Here is a 21742-nt window from a genome sequence, read left to right as displayed (position 1 = left end):
CTCATGCGGATTTACTGAACGCTTCGCGAACCAGCGTTTTGGTGAAGCGCAGACGCCCGTCAAAGGGGGGCTGGCTGTACTCTTCCGGATCGCGATCGAGATCGAACTGCGGCGCGTAGCCCTGGCTCAGATAGAGCCTCACCGCTTCCGGCTGACGAAAACCGGTAGTGAGGTAGATACCGCTGTACCCCGCCAGCACCGCCCTGCGCTCCAGCTCCTGCACCACGCGCGCGGCCAGCCCCTGCTGGCGCAGCGTTTTGTTCGTCCAGATGCGTTTGATCTCGGCGGTGTGCGCGTCAAAGGGTTTGTACGCACCGGTGGCGATGATCTGGCCGTCGCGCTCCAGCACGATAAACAGCCCCTGCGGCGGCAGATACCACTCGGTCAGTTCGATTTCCGCGTCTTTGGAAAAGTAGTCGCCGTAGCGGGCGGCGTACTCTCCGAACAGCCCGTCAATGATGGGCTGAAGATCGGCATCTTCCGGCGAAACGTCGCGAAAAAGATCGCTCATGTGGCCTCCTTAGTCGCCCAGCCCGGCCGGGTTCACTTCTGAGTTCGGAATACGCTCGACACCTTCGCCCCAGCGGTTGAGCACCTTGTCGTAATCCCCGTTTTTGATCACACCGTTGAGCGCCGTTTGCACCGGTTCAACCAGCCCGGAGCCTTTTTTCAGCGTCACGGCGATGTGCGCCGCTTTCGGCCAGCCGCCATCCACGCTGCCCACCCGTTTGGTTTTGCCGGTCAGGGCCGCTTTCCATGCGCCAATCACATTCGGCCCGAAGAACGCATCAGCCCGCCCGGACTGCAGCGCCAGGGTTTGCGCCGCGTCGTCTTTGGTGTAGACCGGGGTAAACGGCTTCAGCCCTTTTTTGAGGTTTTCCGCGTTCCACGCCAGCAGGATCGCTTCCTGATTGGTACCGGAGCCGACAATAATGCGCAGCCCGGCGATGTCTTCAGCCTTCTCAAGGGATTTAATCGGGCTGGTCGATTTGACGTAGAAACCGAGGGAGTCTTTTCGATAGGTAGCAAAATCGAACTTCTCTTTGCGCTCTTTGGTCACCGTGATGTTGCTGATCGCCGCGTCATATTTTCCGGATGCCACGCCGAGCGGCCAGTCCTCCCAGGAGGTCGGCACCACGTTCAGCTCCAGCCCGAGGCTGTCGGCCACCAGACGCGCAACGTCCACTTCGCTGCCCAGCAGGGTTTTGTTGTCATCGGAGAACACGGTAAGCGGCGGCTGGTTCAGCCCCGCCACGGCGACGGTGAATTTCCCCGGCACCGCAAAGCGATAATCCTTCGGCAGTTGCGCCACGGCATCGCCGTTTTTGACGGTATTCACCGGCGTTTTATTGGCCTCGATGCTCACACCGGTGCCGTTAATGTTCACATTTTCTGCCCAGACGGCAGGGGTAAATGCCAGCGCGAGCGCCAGAACGAGCGAGGTTTTCTGCATAGCGTGTCTTCTCTTATTGTTGTGTGAACTGATTTTTTGGCTGGTCTAACCCCAGGCTTTCGCGAAGCGTGGTGCCCGGATAGTCGGTGCGGAACAGTCCGCGGGCCTGCAGGAGCGGCACCACCTGATCGACAAAGCGCGGGAAGGTGTCTGGCGTACCGCCCTGAATGATGAAACCGTCTGCGGCGTAGGCGTCGAACCACTGCTGCAGGCCATCGGCCACCTCTTCCGCTGTGCCCGAAAAACGCGGGCGCGGGGAGGCCGCTTCCAGCGCCACCTGGCGCAGCGTCAGGTTCCGCTCGCGGGCGTTACGTTTGATCTCATCGGTGGTACTGCGGAAACTGTTTTGCCCTAACTCGCCGATATCCGGGAAAGGTTCGTCGAGAGGATACTGGCTAAAATCGTGATGCTCGAAATAGCGTCCGAGGTAATTCAGCGCGTCGTTTATCGATACCAGCGCGGCGGTGGTTTGATACTGTTCTTCCACGTCTGCGGCATCTTTTCCGACAATCACGCTCACGCCCTGGAAAATATGCAGTTCATCCGCGCGGCGGCCGTTTAATTCCAGCTGAGATTTCACGTCACGATAAAAGGCTTTGGCTTCGTCTAAGGTTTCGTGATGCGTAAATATGGCGTCGGCATGTTTCGCCGCCAGTTTTTTGCCGTCTTCCGAGGCCCCCGCCTGAAACACAATCGGGCGGCCCTGCGGTGTGCGGCCAATATTCAGCGGCCCGGCGACCTGGAAGAAATCACCGTGGTGATCCAGCGTGTGTAATTTCTGTGGATTAAAGAATTGCCCGCTCGCTTTATTGCGCACAAAGGCGTCCTCTTCCCAGGAGTCCCACAGCCCTTTCACGACGTCGAGATACTCATCGGCGATGCGATAGCGCAGAGCGTGCTCGGGGTGTTTTTCGCGGGAGAAGTTTTTCGCTGAGCCTTCCAGCGGTGAGGTCACCACGTTCCAGCCCGCGCGCCCGTTGCTCAGATGGTCGAGGCTGGCAAACTGCCGCGCGACGGAAAACGGCTCGCTGTAAGAGGTCGACAGCGTTCCAACCAGCCCCAGTCGCGAAGTCATGCTCGCCAGAGCGGATAAAACGGTTAACGGCTCAAAGCGATTCAGAAAATGCGGGATCGACTTTTCATTAATATAAAGTCCATCGGCGACGAATAAAAAATCGAGTTTCCCCTCTTCCGCTTTTAACGCCGTCTCTTTGACGAAATTAAAATTAATGCTGGCATCAGCCACGGCTGCCGGATGACGCCAGGCGGACATATTTCCCGATGCGCCATGCAATATGGTTCCAAGACGCAATTGTCGTGTTGCAGACATAGTCACCCCTTATTGGTTAAATTTGATGTAATGCTTTTTCTGCAAGCTGCGAGAAATAGTGCGCGGCGGGTTCGATTAAGGCTTCGTCCGGATTAAAACCCGGATGGTGCAAACCGAAAGGACTGTTGCTGCCAATGCTGACGAACGCGCCGGGAATGTGCTGCAAATAGACGGCAAAATCTTCACCGCCCATATGCAGCTCTGCGTGCTGTGTTTCGTAACCCGTTTCGCGCGCCACGGAGGTGGCGAAATCGGCCCAGCGTTCATCGTTCACCAGCGCGGTCGGTCCGGCGTACCAGGTGATATCAATCTGCGCGTTAAAGGCGCTGGCAAAACCGGCGGCGATCTCGCCGACACGGGCTTTGACGTTCTGCTGCACTTCAATGCGATGGGTGCGCAGCGTCCCTTCCAGCTCCACGCTCTCCGGCAGTACGTTCCAGGTGTTGCCGCCTTCGATGCGCGTCACGCTCAGCACCACGGAATCCAGCGTATTGACGTTACGGCTGGCGACACTTTGCAGCGCGGTGACGAGCTGGCTGGCGAGCAGAATGGCGTCAGAGCCTTCGTGCGGACGGGCGGCGTGCGCCCCTTTACCGGTCACGCGGATCACAAAGCGGTCGACGTTGGCGTAAAACGGCCCGCCGCGCGTGGCGAAGGCCCCCACCGGTAAACCGGGTTCGTTGTGCATGCCAAAAATCGCGCTGACATCCTGAAGCGCACCGGCGCGGACCAGGCTTTTCGCGCCGCCAAAATTCTCTTCGGCGGGCTGGAACAGAATGCGCACCCGCCCGGGCAGCGTGGCTTCGCGGGCTTTGAGCTGCAACGCTGCGCCCAGAATCACGCTGGTGTGAATATCGTGACCGCAGGCATGCATTACACCCGGATTCTGCGAGCTAAATTCCACACCGCTGCGCTCCTCAATCGGCAGCGCGTCGATGTCTGCGCGCAGGGCAATCTGTTTCTGGCCCTGACCAATTTCGGCGACGATCCCTGTCTGGAGATCGTACGGCAGCACGGTGATCCCGGCCCCCGACAGCCACTGGCGCAGACGGGCGGTGGTTTCGACTTCCTGCCCTGACAGTTCAGGATGGCGGTGCAGTTCACGGCGCCAGTCGATCAGCTGTTGTCCGAGGCTCATACCAGCACCTCCCCGGCAAATTTGGCCTGCGCCAGTAAGCGCAGCGATTGCGTGCGGGCGAGTCCGTCCGCCACGGGCGTATCAATAATAAATTCGTCGATACCCCAGGTCTGGTGCAGGTTTTCCAGTTCATTGAGCACCGATTCCGGCGTGCCTTTGATCAGCGACTGGGCGCGACGGGCAATGCGCAGCGGTTCGCTTTCGGCCTGTCGCGCAAAGGCGTAGGCCTGCTCTTCGCTGGCGACCGTCACCCGCTGGCCGTTCGCCAGCTCAACGCCCCACACTTCCACTTTTTCCGCCAGCGCATCGGCCTGCACCTGAGTCGGCGCGACGATGGCCTGAACCGCCACAATGGCGTTAAGCGCGCTGTAAGTGCGCCAGGTTTCCAGCACGTCGCGCAGGAGATTCACATCCCCGTTAAGATGGGCGGCAAAGACAAAGTTCCAGCCGAGTTTCGCCGCCAGCTGCGCGCTTTCAACGCTTGTGCCGAGCAGGAATTTCTCCGCGGGCGCAGAGGGCAATGGCGTGGCTTTGACGCTGTCGTCCTGCACGTCAGTTGATGGGGTAAGCCAGCGATCGAGCTGGGTCAGCTGATCGGCAAAACTCCCCTTTTCGTCCTGATGCAGCCCCTGTTGCAGGGCGCGTGTGGAGAGCGGCAAACCGCCGGGCGCTTTCCCGACGCCCAAATCGACGCGGCCAGGGGCAATCGACGCCAGCACATTGAAGTTTTCTGCCACTTTGTACGGGCTGTAATGTTGCAGCATCACGCCGCCAGAACCGACGCGGATGTGTTTGGTTTGTCCCAGAATCCAGGCAATGAGCAGCTCAGGCGAGGGGCTGGCCAGCTGAGCGGTATTGTGATGTTCGGCAATCCAGAAGCGGTGAAAACCCAGCGCTTCGGCCTGTTTTGCCAGACTCAGGGTACGCGCCAGCGCGTCGGCGGCCGTTTCGTTCACCGCCACAGGGCTTTTATCCAGAATGCTGATTCGCCAGGACATGTTGTGTTCTCGTTTGACTTAACATGTCGCCATTATTAAAGGCGGATTTCACCTCTGAGAAACAATTAATTTACATTTAGTTTGCCGGAAATCAGAAATGCATCCCCCTTCTCTTCATAAGCCTATCGCGCAGAACAGATTAGCCGCCGCGTTCTGTCCATGTTAACGAAAGTGTATTTCGGGAGTTCAATTTCCGTGGTTTATTCATATTTCACTTAATATTTAACTTAAGGAGAGAATTTCATTCGCCATTAAAAATGGCGGCACTCTTTTTTTGCAAATTCATTACATAAGCAATGTTTAATAGATAAAAAATAGTTAATTCAGGTGCTTTCTTGTTCACCCTGTTTTGTGGAAGAATGCGCAGGCCGTAATAAACACAACAATAACTTTTGTCTTGCCTGAATATTTTTCGGGCGGCTTTTCTGTTTTTTTGACATCACCATGGAGTTTTTCATGAGAAATAACACTCCTGTTACACAAAGCGAGTATTTGCTTAACAAAGGGTCGACGCTGATGTCGACCACCAATACGCAGAGCCATATTACCTATGCCAACTCTGCGTTTATTGAAGCCAGCGGCTATAAAGAAGAACATCTTATTGGCGAGCCGCACAATGTCATTCGTCACCCGGATATGCCGCCTGACGCCTTTGGGGATATGTGGTTTACGCTCCAGCAGGGCCAGAGCTGGACGGGGCTGGTCAAGAACCGCCGCCACAACGGCGATCACTACTGGGTGCGTGCCAACGTCACGCCGGTGTATCAAAACGAAACCCTCACCGGTTATATTTCCGTGCGAAATATCCCCCCGCGCGATGAGATAGACGCCGCTGAACATCTCTATCAGCGAGTCAGAAATAACCAGCTTACCCGCCATCGTTTTTATAAAGGCTTACTGGTTCGTCGCGGGTTATTCTCTTTTCTTTCACTCTTTAAAAAAATAAGCACGGCAAAAAGAGTCAATTACGGTATTGCCGTTACCGCTCTGCTTTCGTTACTGGTATCCCTTTTATTACCAAAAGGTGTGATGCAAATCGCCGGGCTGATGGCGCTCTTTATTGTGCTGGGGTTATATCTGAATGCGCAGGTTTGCCGCCCTCTTAAAAAGATTGTCCGCCAGATGCAACAGGTCGTTTCCGGGCGAAAACCCGCTTATTTTCATTTTGATCGTGTCGATGACGTGGGCATGATGATGCGCCTGGTCAACCAGTCGGGGCTGAATTTAAATTCTCTGGTCGATGACGTCGGAACGCAAATTGCCGGGATCAGCACCATCAGCCAGCAGGTGGCGAAAGAAGGTGCAGCGTTACAGGCGCGCTCTGAAGAGACGGCTGATGATTTGCAGCAAACCGCTGCCGCCGTGGAGGAGATCGCCAGCGCCGTAGAGCAAACCGCGCAAACCGCCGGGGAAGCAATCCATATGGCCGACCGCACCAGCAGCAGCGCCCACAGCGGCGAAACCGCCATGAAGCAGACCATCGGCATGATGCAGTCGGTCTCAAAAGATAACAGTCAGATTGTCGATATTATTGGCGTGATCGACCGAATCGCCTTCCAGACCAATATTCTGGCGCTCAACGCCGCCGTAGAAGCGGCGCGCGCGGGCGAAGCGGGCCGTGGTTTTGCGGTCGTGGCCGCCGAAGTGCGCAACCTGGCGCAGCACTCGGCCTCAGCGGCAAAAGAGATCAAAACGCTGATAGAGAAGAACGTCGCCAGCGTCAACGCCGGTGTGGCAATGGTCGAACAGACGGAAACCCACCTTACGGCGATGATTGGCAATGTGTTACAGGTGACGTCGCTGATCAAAGAGATCGGCCATGCGACGCAGGAACAGACGCTGGCCCTGACGCTCATCAACGAGTCTATTTCCCGTATCGGCGTGATGACCCACAACAATACGGGGATGGTCGATAACGTCACCCGCGCCGCTAATCACCTGACGGAGCGCACCACACGGCTGCAACAGGCGATTGCGGTATTTGGCGGTTAACGCCCCTGATACTCTTCGTCGCTCACTTTTTCCAGCCACTCCACCGGGCTGCCGTTCACGGATTCGGCGATGGCAATATGCGTCATCGCGGTCTGTGAACTGGCCCCGTGCCAGTGTTTTACGCCAGGCGGTATCCAGGCGATATCGCCCTGGTTCAGCGCCTCGGCGTCTTTGCCCCACTCCTGTAACCAGCCGCGTCCCTGCGTCACAATCAGAGTCTGTCCCAGCGGATGGGTGTGCCAGGCGGTGCGCGCACCCGGCTCGAAAGTCACCGTCGCGCCGCCGACGGACGCAGGTTCCGTTGCCTGAAACGGCGCATCGATGCGCACAGTTCCGCTAAACCACGCTTCAGGGCCACGGGCTGAGGGTAACGAACCACTTCGGATAATTTTCATGTTGTCTCCTGTTTTGCTGATGCGTTAACAGTAGCGCAAACCTGGGAGCAGCATTAGACTGCATAATCTGAAAGGAACCATGAGCCAAATTCATATATCGGGAGCCTCGCCGTGCTGAAAGACAATTTCAACGATTTGTTGTCGTTTATGGTAGTCGCTCGCGAGCGGAGCTTTACCCGTGCCGCTGCCCAGCTTGGCGTGTCGCAGTCGGCACTGAGCCACGCAATGCGCAATCTTGAAGCGCGTCTGGATATGCGCCTGCTCACGCGCACCACCCGCAGCGTGGCCCCGACCGAAGCCGGCGAGCAGCTTTTTATGCGCTTAAGCCCACACCTGCTGGAGATCGAACAGGAACTGACGGCCCTGCGCGAGATGCGTGACAAACCCGCCGGGAACATTCGCATTACCGCCGGGGAACACGCCATGTCGGCAGTGCTGTGGCCGGTGCTGAAACCCTTTATGCTGCAATACCCGGATATTCACGTTGAGGTCACCGTCGACAACGGCCTGACGGATATCGTTGATGGTCGTTTTGATGCGGGCGTGCGCCTCGGCGAACAGATCGCCAAAGACATGATTGCGGTGCGCATCGCGCCGGATATGCGGATGACGGTGGTGGGCTCGGCAGACTATTTTGCGCGCCACGGCATGCCAGAAACGCCGGAGCAGCTGGCAAACCATTCATGCATCAATATGCGCCTGCCTACCCTTGGCGGGCTGTATGCCTGGGAATTTGAAAAAGACGGGCGAGAAATACGCGTGCGGGTGGAGGGGCAGTTGACGTTAAATAACCTGCCGCAGCGGATTGATGCCGCCGAGGCAGGTCTGGGGCTGGCGTATGTGCCGGAAGATACGGTGCAGGATGCCATTGCGAAGGGCCGACTGATCCCGGCCCTGCAGGCATGGTGCCCGTATTTCGACGGGTACCACCTTTACTACCCGAGCCGCCGCCAGCACACCACCGCATTTTCGCTGCTGGTCGACGCCCTGCGTAAGACCTAAATTACTTGCCGACGCGCGCCTGCAAATGCTGCGGGTAGCGATCGCCGACCACATCAATGCTCGCGAGCGCCTGATTAATACGGGCGAGCGCTTCCAGTGACAGTGTCACGTTAACGCTTCCCAGATTCTCCTCCAGACGATGCAGTTTGGTGGTACCCGGAATCGGCACAATCCACGGCGCTTTCGCCAGTAACCACGCTAGCGCGATTTGCGCCGCTGTCACGCCCTGCTCGGCGGCCAGGCGCTGCACCAGATCCACCAGCTGCTGGTTGGCCTGCCGTGAGGCTTCGCTAAAGCGCGGCACCACGTTGCGGAAATCGCTGCTGTCGAAGGTGGTTTGGGCGTTGATCGCCCCTGTCAGGAAGCCTTTACCCAACGGGCTGAACGGAACAAAACCGATGTTTAACTCCTCCAGCAGCGGCAGAATTGCCTGCTCGGGCTCGCGCCACCACAGGGAATATTCGCTTTGCAGCGCGGTGACCGGGCAGACCGCATGCGCGCGGCGAATGGTGTCGACGCCCGCTTCTGACAGGCCAAAGTGTTTCACTTTACCTTCGGCAATCAGATCGGCAATCGTTCCCGCGACCTCTTCCACCGGCACGTCCGGGTCGACGCGGTGCTGATAATAGAGGTCAATCACCTCTGTTTTCAGGCGTTTTAACGATCCTTCAATCGCTGTGCGAATATGTTCAGGGCGGCTGTTAAGTACCTGGCCCGGCTGATCGCAGTCAAAACCAAATTTGGTCGCAATCACCACTTTGTCGCGCACCGGTGCCAGCGCTTCGCCGACCACCTCTTCGTTAATATACGGGCCATAAACTTCGGCGGTATCGAAAAAGGTGACGCCGCGATCTACCGCTGCGCGGATGAGGGAAATGGCCTGCGCCTTGTCCGTCGCCGGGCCGTAACCGAAGCTTAAACCCATACACCCCAGCCCCAGTGCGGAAACCGTTAAACCATTTTGTCCGAGTTGTCGCTGTTGCATCTCTTTTCCTCATGGGTTTTAGTGATTAACGCTTTTACTGTAGAGGGATTGGTTCATGAGCACTACAGCGCAGAAAAGCTTGTGCTTATGAATTCAGTTCATCAATGCCATTGCGCAACTATTAAGCACACCTGATGATTAAAGCAGCAGTTAACGGGTCATTTTCTCTGCAAACTGGTCACTATTCAGCATGTTGTGATCCCCGTCTGCTCTGACCACACCATTTCATTCGATCCGTATCACTTTCAGACCGGTTATATTTTGCGTCGCTTATGGATTGCGGGTAGGATGCTTCGCCATGTTTTGCCTTATCCATACGCAGAATGACTGGAAAGGCGACATCTGGCTGCACAGAAGCAATCGTTTGGTCTGCTGACAGCCATGTACGGGCATCCCTAAGATGATTCAGACAGGTAAACAGGTATCTCAATGAAAACAAGCAATAAAAACGCAGCCGATCATCACGCTGCGAAACGTCGCTGGTTGAACTCTCACGAAGAGGGCTATCACAAGGCGATGGGCAACCGTCAGGTACAGATGATCGCCATCGGTGGCGCTATCGGTACGGGGCTGTTTCTCGGTGCAGGCGCGCGTCTGCAAATGGCTGGCCCGGCTCTCGCACTGGTCTATCTGGTGTGCGGTATCTTCTCCTTCTTTATTCTGCGTGCGCTCGGCGAGCTGGTATTGCACCGCCCTTCCAGCGGCAGCTTTGTCTCCTATGCCCGTGAGTTTCTCGGCGAAAAAGCAGCCTATGTGGCGGGCTGGATGTACTTCGTCAACTGGGCGATGACCGGGATCGTGGATATCACCGCGGTCGCGCTGTATATGCACTACTGGGGCGCGTTTGGCGATGTGCCGCAGTGGGTGTTTGCCCTTGGCGCGCTGGCGATTGTCGGCACCATGAACATGATTGGCGTGAAGTGGTTCGCCGAGATGGAGTTCTGGTTCGCGCTGGTGAAAGTCCTGGCGATTGTGATCTTCCTGGTGGTCGGTACGGTGTTCCTCGGCAGCGGTAAACCGCTCGACGGCGGCGCAACCGGCTTCCATCTTATAACCGATAACGGCGGCTTCTTCCCGCACGGCCTGCTGCCTGCGCTGGTGCTGGTCCAGGGCGTCGTGTTTGCCTTCGCCTCTATCGAACTGGTCGGGACCGCCGCGGGTGAATGTAAAGATCCGCAGACCATGGTGCCAAAAGCGATCAACAGCGTCATCTGGCGTATCGGTCTGTTCTATGTGGGCTCGGTGGTACTGCTGGTGCTGTTACTGCCGTGGAATGCTTATCAGGCGGGTCAAAGCCCGTTCGTGACCTTCTTCTCGAAGCTCGGCGTGCCTTACGTGGGCAGCATCATGAATATCGTGGTACTGACCGCCGCGCTTTCGAGCCTGAACTCCGGTTTGTACTCCACGGGCCGTATCCTGCGCTCCATGTCGATGGGCGGTTCTGCGCCTAAGTTCATGTCGAAAATGAGCAAACAGCAGGTGCCGTACGCGGGGATTCTGGCAACGCTGGTGGTGTATGTCTTTGGCGTGTTCCTGAACTATCTGGTGCCGTCTCAGGTGTTTGAGATCGTACTGAACGTCGCGGCAATCGGCATTATCGCCTCCTGGGCGTTTATCGTGGTGTGCCAGATGCGCCTGCGCAAAGCGATCAAGGAAGGTAAAGCGGCGGATGTGAGCTTCAAGATGCCGGGCGCACCGGTGACCTCGTGGTTGACCCTGCTGTTCCTGTTGAGCGTGCTGGTGCTGATGGCGTTTGACTATCCAAACGGCACCTACACCATCGCCACCATTCCGCTGCTGGCGGTGCTGCTGGTTGCTGGCTGGTTTGGCGTGCGTAAGCGTGTAAACGAAATCCACAGCACCGCGCCGGTACTGGCGGATGATGTGCAGCACGATGCGCCGTTGATTGAAGAGACGTCGCGTTAAGGTTTTACAGGCCGGGCCAGGCGACACCGCTCACCGGCAACAATAAAAAAGGAAGGCCTGGGCCTTCCTTTTTTTTACCCACAGCGCCAGATTTACGCAGGGCTAGCACACACGCTTTACAGCGCGATACGGATCACGTCGTCAGGCTGGGTGGCTTCCTGCTGACGGGTGGATTTCTGTTTCACCGTCACATACAGCGTTTTGCCGTCAGCGGAGAGCGCCAGGCTGTTCGGGAAGGTTGGCGTATCGATGGTTTTCGTGACTTTGTAGGTTTTCGCGTCGATCACGCTGACTTTACCCGCTTCGCGGTGCGTCACGTAAGCTTCGTTGCGCGTCGGGTTAAACAGCACCGCCAGCGATTCAGGGGCTGCGATTTTCTCGATCACGCTTGCGTCCTTCAGGTTCACCACCAGCACTTCCGGTTGTTTGGAGTCGGTCAGGAACGCGCGTTGCCCTTTGGTATCCAGGCTCAGGTTCAGGTAGAAATGCTCTTTCCCGTCGTCCTGCACTTTTTTGCGGCTCAGCACTTTGTTGGTGGCCGTATCAATGGTGATCAGCTCGCCGTCGGCGTTGGTGCTGTAGAGACGTTTTGCCTGCGCATCCAGCGCCAGACCCGTGCTGAATGCGCCGGTGTTAGCAATGGTCTCTTTCAGTTTCAGGGTTTCGCCATCCACTACCCAAATCACACTCTCTTTGCCGATACCGGTGATATAGACGGTATTGGTGGTGTCATCGGCCACCAGCTCGCGCGGCTGCAGCGGCTTCACGGTTTCACTGCGCTTGCGATCGTCAAGCACCAGGCGCCCTTTCACTTCGCCGGTTTTGGCGTCGATAGCCGTTACCGCGCTGTTGGTGGTGTTACCAAACCACAGGGTCTGAGTGGCATTGTTGATGGTGGCGCCGAACGGTTTTAAATCGTTATGAATGGCCTGCGTCACTTCAAGTGTGACGGGATCAAGACGGTAAACCACGCCACCTTTATCCGTTTTGCGGCTTTGCGTGGTCGCAACCCACAGGGCATTTTCCTGCTGGCTGACCGCCATTTCGTAAGCGCCTTTACCCACCGCTTTTCGCAGCATCTCTTCTGCAGCATGAACATTAAACGACCCCGCTACCAGCAGTGAACCCAACAGCAGAGAACCACGCAGACGCGGTGAGCACAGATGACGTAATGACATGACGACTCCCTTTGATAAAAAAATGTGTAATGCCGACATTGCTTCCCTGAGACGAAGTCATCGCTTCATCCTGTTTTATTGTTGAGAATAGTAATCATTATTCACCTGAATGTGGAGCCTTAGTTTCCCCTTTCGCGCCCCGCTTCGTTTTTATCTACACTTCTGTTAACGCAACGTGCTGTTAAAGTTTTCAAAACCTTTACAAAAGATTTACCATACGCACATGTGTTCCATTTGGTTCGTTTTCTTCATCAACCGGCTCTTTATTCATGAAAATCATTTCTGCCCGTCAGGCCACGCTCACCCTGTTGTGGATGCCGACGATCTTTGCCCCCGCAGCGGCACTGGCTGCACAAGAACAAACGATGATCGTCAGCGCCACGCCGCAGACCGTTTCTGAACTCGATACCCCTGCCGCGGTTAGCGTCGTGAACGGGGATGACATGCGTCAGGCCGCGCCGCGCATCAACCTTTCTGAATCGCTCGGCAGCGTGCCCGGTTTACAAATTCAGAACCGGCAGAACTACGCTCAGGACCTGCAGCTCTCCATGCGCGGCTTCGGTGCCCGCTCCACCTTCGGCGTGCGCGGTATTCGCATGTACGTCGACGGCATCCCGGCGACCATGCCGGACGGCCAGGGGCAGACTTCAAATATCGATCTCTCCAGCATCGACAGCGTCGAAGTGCTGCGCGGTCCGTTCTCTGCCCTGTACGGCAATGCCTCCGGCGGCGTGATCAATATCGCCAGCCAGACCGGCCAGCAGCCGCCGACCATTGAAGCGAGCAGCTATTACGGCAGCTATGGCACCTGGCGCTACGGCCTGAAAGCCACCGGCGCAATGGGTGACGGCACCCATGCGGGCGATGTGGATTACACGGTGTCGACGACCCGTTTCACGACGAAGGGCTATCGCGACCACAGCGGCGCGCGTAAAAATCTGGCGAACGCCAAACTGGGTGTGCGCATTGATGACGCCAGCAAACTGACGCTGATTTTCAACAGCGTCGACATGAAAGCTAACGATCCGGGCGGACTGGATTATCAGGAGTGGCGCGACAATCCGCGTCAGTCTCCGCGTGCCGATCAGTACAACACCCGCAAAACCATCAAGCAGACCCAGGCTGGCCTGCGCTACGAGCGCCAACTGACGGAACAGGACGATCTCAGCGTGATGATGTACGCCGGTGAGCGTGAAATGACGCAGTATCAATCGATTCCCTATCAGCCGCAGCTGAAAGAGACCCACTCCGGTGGCGTAATCGATATGCAGCGCCACTATCAGGGCGTGGACACCCGCTGGACGCATCGCGGCGAACTGCTGGTGCCCGTGACCTTCACCACTGGGCTGAACTACGAAAACATGAGCGAAGATCGTCGCGGTTACGAGAACTTCGTCATGAACAACGGCGTGCCGGAGTACGGTGTGAAAGGCGATAAACGCCGTAACGAACGTAACCTGATGTGGAACGTCGACCCGTATCTGCAGACCAGCTGGCAGTTGACGCAAAAACTCTCCCTGGATGCGGGCGTGCGTTACAGCTCCGTGTGGTTTGACTCCAACGATCACTACGTGCAAGGTGCCAACGGGGATGACAGCGGCGACGCGAGCTATCACAAATGGCTGCCTGCCAGTTCTTTAAAATACGCCATCACCGATGGATGGAACGTCTACGCTGCGGCGGGCCGTGGGTTTGAAACGCCGACCATCAACGAACTCTCCTACCGTTCCGGAAATCAAAGCGGGCTGAACTTCGGCCTGAAACCCTCCACCAACAATACTTACGAAGTGGGCAGCAAAACCCGCGTCGGCAATGGTCTGTTGACGGCGGCGCTTTTCCGCACCGATACGGATGATGAGATTGTGGTAGACGCCAGTTCCGGCGGCCGTACCAGCTATAAAAACGCCGGCAAAACGCGTCGTCAGGGCGTGGAGCTTTCCCTCGATCAGCAGTTTGCCGAGAACTGGAAGTTGAAAATGGCGTGGACGTATCTGGATGCAACGTACCGCACCAACGTCTGCTCCGACGCCGACTGTAACGGTAACCGTATGCCGGGCATCGCCCGCAATATGGGCTACGCGTCGTTCGGCTGGCAGCCGGAAGAAGGCTGGTACGCAGGCTCCGATGTGCGCTATATGAGCGATATCATGGCGGACGATGAAAACACCGCCAAAGCCCCTTCCTACACCGTGGTCGGCCTGAATACGGGCTACAAATTTAACTACGGCAACTGGGGAATGGACGTCTTCGGGCGCGTCGATAACCTGTTCGACAAAGAGTATGTCGGATCGGTCATCGTTAACGAATCCAACGGCCGCTACTACGAACCGGCTCCGGGGCGTAATTACGGGGTGGGGATGTCCGTGTCATATCGTTTCGAATAACGGTTAATAGAAGCTACACAACAAAAACCCCGCCTGACGAAGGCGGGGTTTCAGAGGCCACTTATTCCTCAACGTAACGGTACGCGGTCACAATCCCTTGATCAGAGAAATCAACCGACAGATATTGTTTCCTGTCGAGGATCACCGGAATGATAAGGTAGATGCGGCGATCGACGATTTTTGAGGTATATACCCAGTGGTTCACTTTGTTGTAATCCGGTGTATTGGCGGGAACGCCGAAGGCAATCAGAACATCTTTGCGGGTGGTCACCTCAGGAGTGATTTTCTGTTTGATCTCTTTTTCAGAATACTGCGCTAAGCTGGTTGCGCCCGTTTTATCGTAATTTGACGCACATGACGCGCTCATTAAGACAAGTAAAACAATTCCTAACGCCTTCGCCGCTCTCATTGCTTAACATCCTTTTCCACATAGATGCCATTGGTGGTATCTAATGCGACTTCCTTCATATACAGCACGCAGTAGCCCGTCTTGTCTGCGTAGCTGATGTGCCCTTCATAGATTTTTTGCTTTTCAGGTACGAATGAAATGGTGACGTGGCAGCCCTGATACAATGAATGCTCAATGATGGTTTTTTGATTAGGTATTAGCAGCGTTTCAAAATAATCATCTTTGTAACTCTTTCCGGTTATTTTGGGTAAGCCAATATCCTTTGTTGAACCCAGGAAAGGATTCAGGTAACGATTATGCTTTAAAACCCATCCACCCGTTTCTTTACCGGAAGGGTCGTATTGATAAATCCCGTAGCTCATAGGAGGCCCGATAAGACGGATTTTTGCGACATCAGCACTGTTTGCTGGAGGGGTGTACAGTTTTGGCTCTGGGAATAACGTGCTGCAGCCTGATACGCTCAGGGCAACAGGAATCAAAATCCAGCTCAGATATTTCATCATCTATCCTTGTCTAAAAAGGTAGAGTCAATATCGGCATGCCTCTTCAAAACTTGATGGTGAGTTTTTACATCAATAAACATGAAATAATATTCCCGGAAGAGAAATTCCTCCGGGTAATAGTTAAGTAGGGCAATAGTTTTAGTGAAGAAGTAAAAAGGAATTAAACTATTCCTTAACTAAAATACTGCTGCAATAAAAGCGCCGTCGACCCGTCAATGAGTTTATCAATCGCTTTATCACAGGCCACTGCATCGCCGCGCTCAAGCGCATCCAGCAGTTCATCGTAGCGATACGAGTATTTTGAAATGTCGTGTACATCTTCGTAGAGATAATTGAAGCAGGGGCCAATACGCACCCAAAGTTGCTCAATCATCGCCGTTAATGTTGGCATCTGGGCGCATTCATACAGCCTGAAGCGAAACGCACGATTGGCATGCAGGGCGCGCTGCGCCTCGCCGTTACGCATTGCAGCGTGGAATTTCTCTGCCAGATCGCGTAATTCCTGCAGCTTGCTGTCTGTCATTTTTTCACAGGCTGCTGCAACCGCCATCGACTCTAATTGCTTACGAATGGCGTTTATTTCTGTATAGCGATCGAGGGTGATCTCCGGCACCAGAAAAGCCTGTGCCGGTGTGGCATGCAGGGCTCCGGCGGAAACCAGCCGTAAAAGTGCTTCGCGAACAGGAGTAATACTGGTGCCTAATTTATCCGCAATCTCTTTGGTAATAAGCCTGGCGCCAGGTTTGAGCGCTCCGGCAATCAACGCCCCTTTCAGGCTCACCTCAACTTGCATCGTAAGGCTCAGGCGTTGTGCTTTTTCTAAATGTTCCAATTCAAGCATGTGCATTTCCTTCAGCTTAAAAAATAAGCGCTATTCATCCACCCGTTTTGACCTGAACGAGTGCCTGTCGATATATCCTGTATCTTCACACTGGTATTGGAATGACGCTAAAAAATTCAAGAACCAAAATTTATGCATTTTTTTTGCCCTCGGCTCACCGAATCCGGTATGGCCGATAGCTATGCTGGTATTATTAAAGACATTATAGTCAAACTTTAAGAATATATTATGGCGGGGATTCCCGCCATAATGAGTACCATTAGTTATCCTTCGCGACGCGTATCACCACTTTGCCAAAGTTTTTGCCTTCCAGCAGGCCAATCAGCGCCTGAGGTGCATTCTCCAGCCCGTCGATCACCTGCTCGCGATACTGAATTTTGCCCTCTTTGATCCAGCGCCCCATCTCATCCTGAAACTCCTGAATGCGATGGCCGTAATCCTGGCCAATAATAAAGCCCTGCATGCGAATGCGTTTCTTGAGCAGCGTCGCCATCAGCAGAGGCAGGCGATCTGGCCCGTCCGGCAGCCCGGTGGCGTTGTACCCGCTCACCAGCCCACACACCGGCACGCGCGCCGAGGTATTCAGCAGCGGCAGTACTGCGTCGAACACTTTACCGCCGACATTTTCGTAGTACACATCGATGCCTTTCGGACAGGCTTGAGCCAGCTGTTCGGCAAAATCGTCCGCGCGATGATCCAGGCACTTGTCAAACCCGAGGACCTCAACCGCGTGGCGGCATTTCTCCGCGCCACCTGCAATGCCGACCACATAGCAGCCTTTGATTTTGCCGATCTGACCGACGGTCGCCCCAACCGGGCCGGTTGCCGCTGCAACCACTAACGTCTCACCCTCTTTCGGCTGGCCGATATCCAGCAGCCCCATGTAGGCCGTGAAACCGGGCATTCCCAGCACGCCGAGTGCCCAGGACGGCTGTTTCACCTCATCGCCGAGTTTGACCAGGCCCGTGCCGTCAGAGAGTTCATACTCCTGCCAGCCGCTGTAGCCCAGCACCCACTCGCCCGCTTTAAATTTCGGGTGGTTCGACTGCTCAACGCGGCTGACCGTGCCGCCCACCATCACCGCGCCAATTTCAACCGGCGGCGAATAGGACGGCGCATCGCTCATGCGGCCACGCATGTACGGGTCAAGTGACAGCCAGACGGTACGCAGCAAAACTTGCCCGTCCGCAGGCGTTGGGATCGGTTGCTCTTCTAAACGAAAATTGTCCGCGACCGGCGCACCCTGTGGGCGAGACGCCAGCACCAGGCGGCGGTTTGTGTGTGCAGATTGACTCATGGATCGCTCCTTATTACGCAAATGTCCTTAGAGACTAGCGCCTGTTGCCGACAACTGCCTTATCATTACGAGCCAGACTGATTCAGGCGCACCACCAGATACACGCAGGGGTTTTGCGTCTCATTGATAAAGCGGCAGTCGTTAGGTGGCCCCAGCTCCAGACAATCTCCGGCCTGCATTTCATGGCGGGTATCGCCCTCCTGAAACACCAGTTCACCGGACTGTAACCAGATAAGCTGTCGCGCCAGCGCGTAGGATGACGCGGGCATCGGCACATCGCTGCCGCCGGGGAGTTCGACCTGAACCAGATCGATTGGCAAATCGGTACGCGGTGAAACGTGGCGGCGCAGATAATGCGTTTGCGGATCGCGCCACACCGGCTGATTGGCAAAGCGCAGCAGCTTGCCTTCCTGCATCTCAGCGCGGGCGATGAGCGTCGACATGCTGATACCGAACGCCCCCGACAGCCGCGCCAGAAGCGTTGCGGTCGGGCTGCTTTCGCTGCGTTCAATTTTGTGGATCATGGCGCGTGACACGCCTGCCCGCTCAGCAAGCTCGCTAAGAGACCAACCGCGCGATTCGCGTTCTACCCGAATTCGCGCGCTAATCCGTTGATTCATATCGTCTGGCATAGTGTTCATGACGTCATACTATAGTGTATGGACCCGATTTCAATGCCGTTGTCATAACAAAAAAATATGTCTTATGCCGTAGCGGTCTGGCGCAGCATTTGTGTAATATTGTGAGTAATACGTACCACTATAGTGAACAAACGATCCCGAGGTTCCGATGATTATCCGTCACGCCAGCAAAGAAGATTGCGCCGCCATCGGCGAGATTTACAACCACGCGGTGCTGCATACTGCAGCAATCTGGAACGACACCACTGTTGATACGGAGAACCGTATTGCCTGGTTTGAAGCGCGCACGCTGATGGGCTATCCGGTGCTGGTCAGCGAAGAAAACGGCGTGGTCACAGGCTATGCTTCCTTCGGCGACTGGCGCGCCTTTGACGGTTTCCGCCATACGGTGGAGCATTCGGTCTATGTTCATCCCCACCATCAGGGTAAAGGCATTGGCCGCGAACTGATGAAAACGCTGATCGTTGAAGCGCGCGCTATCGGCAAACACGTGATGGTGGCGGGCATCGAAGCGCAGAATCAGGCCTCTATTCATTTGCATGAGACCCTCGGTTTTATCATCACCGGGCAGATGCCGCAGGTGGGGACAAAATTTGGCCGCTGGCTGGATCTGACCTTTATGCAGCTCCAGCTCGACGATCGCCACGAACCGGACGCGATCGGATGAATCAATCCCTGACGCTGGTCTTTCTGGTGGCTGCCGGCATCGGTCTGGTGGTGCAAAACACGCTGATGGTGCGCATCACCCAGTCGTCATCGACGATTTTGATCGCCATGCTGCTGAACTCACTGGTCGGTATTGTCTTGTTTGTCAGCATATTACTGATTAAAAACGGCGTGGCGGGCTTCAGCGAGCTGGCGTCCACAATACGCTGGTGGACGCTGATTCCTGGGTTGCTGGGGTCATTTTTTGTCTTTGCCAGCATCAGCGGCTATCAGTATGTCGGTGCAGCCACGACGATTGCGGTGCTGGTCGCCAGTCAGCTGATTGGCGGGCTGGTGATGGACGTGCTGAAAAGCCAGGGGATCCCGCTGCGGGCGCTGATTGGCCCGGTCTGCGGTGCGGTGCTGCTGGTAATTGGCGCCTGGCTGGTTGCGCGGCGCCAGTTCTGACGTTTACAGAATCGAGCCGCCTTTAGTCAGCTGATCGTGGCGGGCGTCGGCCTCTTCTTTATGCTGCTTGCCGTGGTGCGCAATGGTGTTACGCAGACGTTGCTGCTGAGCGTAGCGATCTTCGCGGCTCAGTTCGCTGTCTTCGCTCAGTTCGATGAGCAGTTCATTCATGTGAGTGATGACACTCTCTTCCACCGCGGCATCCACGCGCGCAATCACGTCGTCTAAATGTGACATTGTCACTCCTTGTCATCGAGTCATATCGCCGGGCGGCGGCATTGCCTTACCCGGCTAACACATACATTGTTCCGCAGGCCCGATCAGCGCAACGCCACCGGGCATCTGGCTAGTTCAGCTTCGCTTTGGAGAAATCACTGCCCATCAGGCTAACGCTATACCCGGTCACATTGCTGCGCGTGGCGTAGAACGTTTTGCCGTTTGCCAGCGCAATCCACGGCGCCTGTTGGTAGAAAATCTCCTGCGCCTGGCTGTACAGCGCCGCACGCTTCGCCGGTTCGCTGGTCAGCTTCGCTTTTTGTACCAGGTCATTATACCCTTTGTCACACCAGCGTGCGGCATTCGAGCCGGTCTTGATGCTGTTGCAGCCGAGCAGCACATCGGCGAAGTTGTCCGGGTCGCCGTTATCAGACATCCAGCCAAACAGGGCGCTGTCGTGCTCGCCTTTGCGCATTCCGGACAGGTACTCGCCCCACTCGTAAGAGACAATTTTCGCCTTCACGCCCACCTTCGCCCAGTCGCTCTGAATCATCTCCGCGATGCGTTTGGAGTTCGGGTTGTACGGGCGCTGAACCGGCATCGACCACAGGGTCACTTCTGCGCCCTTCTCCAGCCCCGCCTGCTTCAGCAGCGCTTTCGCTTTTTCCGGATCGTAACTGTAGTCTTTCAAATCTTTGTTAAAACCGAGCATGTTCGGCGGAATCGGTGATTTAGCGACCGTACCGGAACCCATAAACACGGCGTTAACAATGGCCGTTTTATCCGTCGCGTAGTTCAGCGCCTGACGCACCAGCACGTTATCAAACGGTTTTTTCTCGGTGTTAAACGCCAGATAGCCGACGTTCAGCGCATCAACGGAATGCAGCGTCAGATCCTTGTTCTTCTTGATCACGTCAAACTGAACCGGGGATGGCGCAGGGATAATCTGACATTCGTTGGTTTGCAGTTTCGCGAGGCGCGTTTCGACGTTCGGCGTAATCGAGAAAATCAGATGCTTTGTCGGCACCTCGCCGTCCCAGTAATTCGGGTTAGCAACGTAGCGGATCAGAGAATCAACTTTATACTGCTGTAGCACGTACGGGCCGGTACCAATTGGCCAGGTGTCGACGTTTTCCGGCGTCCCTTTTTTGAGCATAGCGTCTGCGTATTCGGCTGACAGGATCGAGGCGAAATCCATTCCCCAGTCGGCGAGGAACGCCGCGTTCGGCTCACTCAACACAAACTGCACATGGTAATCATCGACTTTTTTGACTTCCTGGATCAGCTTATCCAGTCCGACGTCATTGAAATATTCGTAATTACCCTGGGAGACGTTGTGATACGGATGCTTAGGGTCTTTCTGACGCAGCACCGAGAAAATAACGTCATCGGCGTTAAAATCACGGGTCGGTTTGAAATATTTGTTGCTGTTAAATTTCACACCTTTACGCAGCGTAAACGTATAGGTTTTGCCGTCCGGAGAGATAGTCCAGGATTCCGCCAGCGAAGGAACGGGGGTGTTTTTGACCGGATCAAAATTAATCAGACGGTTATAAAGCACCTGAGAGCTGGCAACGAATGACGGGCCGGAGCTGGCGATTTGCGGGTTAAACGACTCCGGTGACGCCTCAGAGCAGTAAATGATCGTATCTGTGTTTGCCGCCCAGGCAGCGCTTGCCGGTAAGAGTGTACTCAGCGCAAGCGCGAGCAGCTTTTTCCCTGTGGTCATGGTTATAAGCCTTTTGATTTTTATATATAGAACGTCAATAACAGCACAGCCCTGAGCGGGTGGCAAATAACGAAACACTATCAGGATATTCTAAAGCCATTAATTTCGCTGGTTTAACAGCCAGCCATCGCCCGGTGATTTGCCTTAAGTGTGCTGTTTCGTCAATCACTAATGCACCTTTCTATCCGCTAAGAAATCGCCGCTTTTAGCGT

General features: G+C 55.5%; 20 protein-coding genes and 1 pseudogene. 6 read left to right on the top strand and 15 right to left on the bottom strand.

Translation table 11 applies throughout. The features are described 5' to 3' along the window. Position 1: 1 nt before the first annotated feature. From F153LOC_RS02135 to F153LOC_RS21820, 5 genes and pseudogenes are all read right to left on the bottom strand, one after another. Entirely contained in the window at positions 2 to 511 is a 510-nt protein-coding gene (locus F153LOC_RS02135) for a GNAT family N-acetyltransferase (protein WP_102103781.1), read from the bottom strand. 9 nt (positions 512 to 520) lie between these two features. Beyond that, positions 521 to 2783, bottom strand: a pseudogene (locus F153LOC_RS21715) (NtaA/DmoA family FMN-dependent monooxygenase). A 16-nt stretch (positions 2784 to 2799) separates the two neighbouring features. Continuing rightward, positions 2800 to 3921: a M20 peptidase aminoacylase family protein gene (locus F153LOC_RS02120; protein ID WP_102103784.1), complete on the bottom strand. Its 1122-nt coding sequence runs from the start codon at positions 3919 to 3921 to the stop codon at positions 2800 to 2802. Continuing rightward, positions 3918 to 4919 (bottom strand): LLM class flavin-dependent oxidoreductase, encoded by a 1002-nt coding sequence (locus tag F153LOC_RS02115; protein ID WP_102103785.1) that lies wholly within the window; start codon positions 4917 to 4919, stop codon positions 3918 to 3920. The genes F153LOC_RS02120 and F153LOC_RS02115 overlap by 4 nt, the downstream gene beginning before the upstream one ends. A gap of 323 nt (positions 4920 to 5242) precedes the next feature. Next, positions 5243 to 5377: a hypothetical protein gene (locus F153LOC_RS21820; RefSeq protein WP_255409570.1), complete on the bottom strand. Its 135-nt coding sequence runs from the start codon at positions 5375 to 5377 to the stop codon at positions 5243 to 5245. Between F153LOC_RS21820 and F153LOC_RS02110 the strand changes: the two genes are divergently transcribed. Next, on the top strand, positions 5376 to 6911 hold the full coding sequence (locus tag F153LOC_RS02110) for a methyl-accepting chemotaxis protein (protein WP_102103786.1): 1536 nt from the start codon (positions 5376 to 5378) through the stop codon (positions 6909 to 6911). The genes F153LOC_RS21820 and F153LOC_RS02110 overlap by 2 nt on opposite strands. On the opposite strand, the gene F153LOC_RS02105 is transcribed toward F153LOC_RS02110, so the two are convergent. Further along, positions 6908 to 7306 carry a cupin domain-containing protein gene (locus tag F153LOC_RS02105; RefSeq protein ID WP_100780052.1) on the bottom strand — a complete coding sequence of 133 codons (399 nt, stop codon included), beginning with the start codon at positions 7304 to 7306 and terminating at the stop codon, positions 6908 to 6910. The genes F153LOC_RS02110 and F153LOC_RS02105 overlap by 4 nt on opposite strands. A 111-nt stretch (positions 7307 to 7417) precedes the next feature. On the opposite strand from F153LOC_RS02105, the gene F153LOC_RS02100 reads away from it, so the two are divergent. Beyond that, positions 7418 to 8308 (top strand): LysR family transcriptional regulator, encoded by an 891-nt coding sequence (locus F153LOC_RS02100; protein ID WP_100780051.1) that lies wholly within the window; start codon positions 7418 to 7420, stop codon positions 8306 to 8308. A 1-nt stretch (position 8309) separates the two neighbouring features. Here F153LOC_RS02100 and F153LOC_RS02095 read toward each other — a convergent pair whose 3' ends face one another. Then, the gene (locus F153LOC_RS02095; protein WP_102103787.1) at positions 8310 to 9293 is read right to left on the bottom strand and encodes an aldo/keto reductase; all 984 of its coding nucleotides are present in this window, start codon (positions 9291 to 9293) and stop codon (positions 8310 to 8312) included. A 429-nt stretch (positions 9294 to 9722) separates the two neighbouring features. On the opposite strand from F153LOC_RS02095, the gene ansP reads away from it, so the two are divergent. After that, positions 9723 to 11219, top strand: coding sequence for an L-asparagine permease (ansP, locus tag F153LOC_RS02090; protein WP_100780049.1), 1497 nt, complete (start codon positions 9723 to 9725; stop codon positions 11217 to 11219). Positions 11220 to 11335: 116 nt separating this feature from the next. Here the strand turns inward: ansP and F153LOC_RS02085 are convergent, their stop codons facing one another. Beyond that, positions 11336 to 12397, bottom strand: a complete 1062-nt coding sequence (locus tag F153LOC_RS02085; RefSeq protein ID WP_102103788.1) for a YncE family protein — start codon at positions 12395 to 12397, stop codon at positions 11336 to 11338. Positions 12398 to 12666: 269 nt separating this feature from the next. Here F153LOC_RS02085 and pqqU point away from each other — a divergent pair, with 269 nt between their 5' ends. Beyond that, on the top strand, positions 12667 to 14781 hold the full coding sequence (gene pqqU, locus F153LOC_RS02080; RefSeq protein WP_102103789.1) for a TonB-dependent receptor PqqU: 2115 nt from the start codon (positions 12667 to 12669) through the stop codon (positions 14779 to 14781). Positions 14782 to 14842: 61 nt separating this feature from the next. Here pqqU and F153LOC_RS02075 read toward each other — a convergent pair whose 3' ends face one another. The 5 genes from F153LOC_RS02075 to F153LOC_RS02055 form a co-directional block, all read right to left on the bottom strand. Next, entirely contained in the window at positions 14843 to 15190 is a 348-nt protein-coding gene (locus F153LOC_RS02075; RefSeq protein WP_129035244.1) for a hypothetical protein, read from the bottom strand. Then, positions 15187 to 15693 (bottom strand): hypothetical protein, encoded by a 507-nt coding sequence (locus tag F153LOC_RS02070; RefSeq protein WP_233210345.1) that lies wholly within the window; start codon positions 15691 to 15693, stop codon positions 15187 to 15189. The genes F153LOC_RS02075 and F153LOC_RS02070 overlap by 4 nt, the downstream gene beginning before the upstream one ends. A gap of 172 nt (positions 15694 to 15865) precedes the next feature. Next, positions 15866 to 16534, bottom strand: a complete 669-nt coding sequence (locus F153LOC_RS02065) for a GntR family transcriptional regulator (RefSeq protein WP_100780046.1) — start codon at positions 16532 to 16534, stop codon at positions 15866 to 15868. 259 nt (positions 16535 to 16793) lie between these two features. Continuing rightward, positions 16794 to 17831: an NADP-dependent oxidoreductase gene (locus tag F153LOC_RS02060; RefSeq protein WP_102103792.1), complete on the bottom strand. Its 1038-nt coding sequence runs from the start codon at positions 17829 to 17831 to the stop codon at positions 16794 to 16796. A gap of 65 nt (positions 17832 to 17896) precedes the next feature. Beyond that, positions 17897 to 18472, bottom strand: coding sequence for a helix-turn-helix domain-containing protein (locus F153LOC_RS02055; protein ID WP_100780044.1), 576 nt, complete (start codon positions 18470 to 18472; stop codon positions 17897 to 17899). A gap of 148 nt (positions 18473 to 18620) precedes the next feature. Here F153LOC_RS02055 and F153LOC_RS02050 point away from each other — a divergent pair, with 148 nt between their 5' ends. Then, entirely contained in the window at positions 18621 to 19139 is a 519-nt protein-coding gene (locus F153LOC_RS02050) for a GNAT family N-acetyltransferase (RefSeq protein WP_102103793.1), read from the top strand. Next, positions 19136 to 19585: a DMT family transporter gene (locus F153LOC_RS02045; RefSeq protein WP_102103794.1), complete on the top strand. Its 450-nt coding sequence runs from the start codon at positions 19136 to 19138 to the stop codon at positions 19583 to 19585. Before F153LOC_RS02050 ends, F153LOC_RS02045 begins: the two co-directional genes overlap by 4 nt. A 3-nt stretch (positions 19586 to 19588) precedes the next feature. On the opposite strand, the gene F153LOC_RS02040 is transcribed toward F153LOC_RS02045, so the two are convergent. Next, on the bottom strand, positions 19589 to 19822 hold the full coding sequence (locus F153LOC_RS02040) for a YdcY family protein (protein WP_102103795.1): 234 nt from the start codon (positions 19820 to 19822) through the stop codon (positions 19589 to 19591). 109 nt (positions 19823 to 19931) lie between these two features. Beyond that, positions 19932 to 21530, bottom strand: coding sequence for an ABC transporter substrate-binding protein (locus F153LOC_RS02035; RefSeq protein ID WP_102103796.1), 1599 nt, complete (start codon positions 21528 to 21530; stop codon positions 19932 to 19934). Between the last annotated feature and the right edge of the window lie 212 nt (positions 21531 to 21742).

Source organism: Lelliottia sp. F153 (genome assembly GCF_002870005.1).
Lineage (GTDB): Bacteria > Pseudomonadota > Gammaproteobacteria > Enterobacterales > Enterobacteriaceae > Enterobacter > Enterobacter nimipressuralis.
The sequence above is the reverse complement of the archived record's forward strand: the minus strand, read 5'-3'. Positions and strand labels throughout refer to the sequence as shown.

What these genes read in the sequence shown, in the direction of transcription:
- F153LOC_RS02040 (WP_102103795.1), bottom strand. Translation starts at nt 19,822, where the DNA reads ATGTCACATTTAGACGACGTGATTGCGCGCGTGGATGCCGCGGTGGAA.
- ansP (WP_100780049.1), top strand. Translation starts at nt 9,723, where the DNA reads ATGAAAACAAGCAATAAAAACGCAGCCGATCATCACGCTGCGAAACGT.
- F153LOC_RS02045 (WP_102103794.1), top strand. Translation starts at nt 19,136, where the DNA reads ATGAATCAATCCCTGACGCTGGTCTTTCTGGTGGCTGCCGGCATCGGT.
- F153LOC_RS02050 (WP_102103793.1), top strand. Translation starts at nt 18,621, where the DNA reads ATGATTATCCGTCACGCCAGCAAAGAAGATTGCGCCGCCATCGGCGAG.
- F153LOC_RS02055 (WP_100780044.1), bottom strand. Translation starts at nt 18,472, where the DNA reads ATGAACACTATGCCAGACGATATGAATCAACGGATTAGCGCGCGAATT.
- pqqU (WP_102103789.1), top strand. Translation starts at nt 12,667, where the DNA reads ATGAAAATCATTTCTGCCCGTCAGGCCACGCTCACCCTGTTGTGGATG.
- F153LOC_RS02085 (WP_102103788.1), bottom strand. Translation starts at nt 12,397, where the DNA reads ATGTCATTACGTCATCTGTGCTCACCGCGTCTGCGTGGTTCTCTGCTG.
- F153LOC_RS02075 (WP_129035244.1), bottom strand. Translation starts at nt 15,190, where the DNA reads ATGAGAGCGGCGAAGGCGTTAGGAATTGTTTTACTTGTCTTAATGAGC.
- F153LOC_RS02115 (WP_102103785.1), bottom strand. Translation starts at nt 4,919, where the DNA reads ATGTCCTGGCGAATCAGCATTCTGGATAAAAGCCCTGTGGCGGTGAAC.
- F153LOC_RS02110 (WP_102103786.1), top strand. Translation starts at nt 5,376, where the DNA reads ATGAGAAATAACACTCCTGTTACACAAAGCGAGTATTTGCTTAACAAA.
- F153LOC_RS02120 (WP_102103784.1), bottom strand. Translation starts at nt 3,921, where the DNA reads ATGAGCCTCGGACAACAGCTGATCGACTGGCGCCGTGAACTGCACCGC.
- F153LOC_RS02070 (WP_233210345.1), bottom strand. Translation starts at nt 15,693, where the DNA reads ATGATGAAATATCTGAGCTGGATTTTGATTCCTGTTGCCCTGAGCGTA.
- F153LOC_RS02035 (WP_102103796.1), bottom strand. Translation starts at nt 21,530, where the DNA reads ATGACCACAGGGAAAAAGCTGCTCGCGCTTGCGCTGAGTACACTCTTA.
- F153LOC_RS02095 (WP_102103787.1), bottom strand. Translation starts at nt 9,293, where the DNA reads ATGCAACAGCGACAACTCGGACAAAATGGTTTAACGGTTTCCGCACTG.
- F153LOC_RS21820 (WP_255409570.1), bottom strand. Translation starts at nt 5,377, where the DNA reads ATGAAAAACTCCATGGTGATGTCAAAAAAACAGAAAAGCCGCCCGAAA.
- F153LOC_RS02065 (WP_100780046.1), bottom strand. Translation starts at nt 16,534, where the DNA reads ATGCTTGAATTGGAACATTTAGAAAAAGCACAACGCCTGAGCCTTACG.
- F153LOC_RS02135 (WP_102103781.1), bottom strand. Translation starts at nt 511, where the DNA reads ATGAGCGATCTTTTTCGCGACGTTTCGCCGGAAGATGCCGATCTTCAG.
- F153LOC_RS02060 (WP_102103792.1), bottom strand. Translation starts at nt 17,831, where the DNA reads ATGAGTCAATCTGCACACACAAACCGCCGCCTGGTGCTGGCGTCTCGC.
- F153LOC_RS02105 (WP_100780052.1), bottom strand. Translation starts at nt 7,306, where the DNA reads ATGAAAATTATCCGAAGTGGTTCGTTACCCTCAGCCCGTGGCCCTGAA.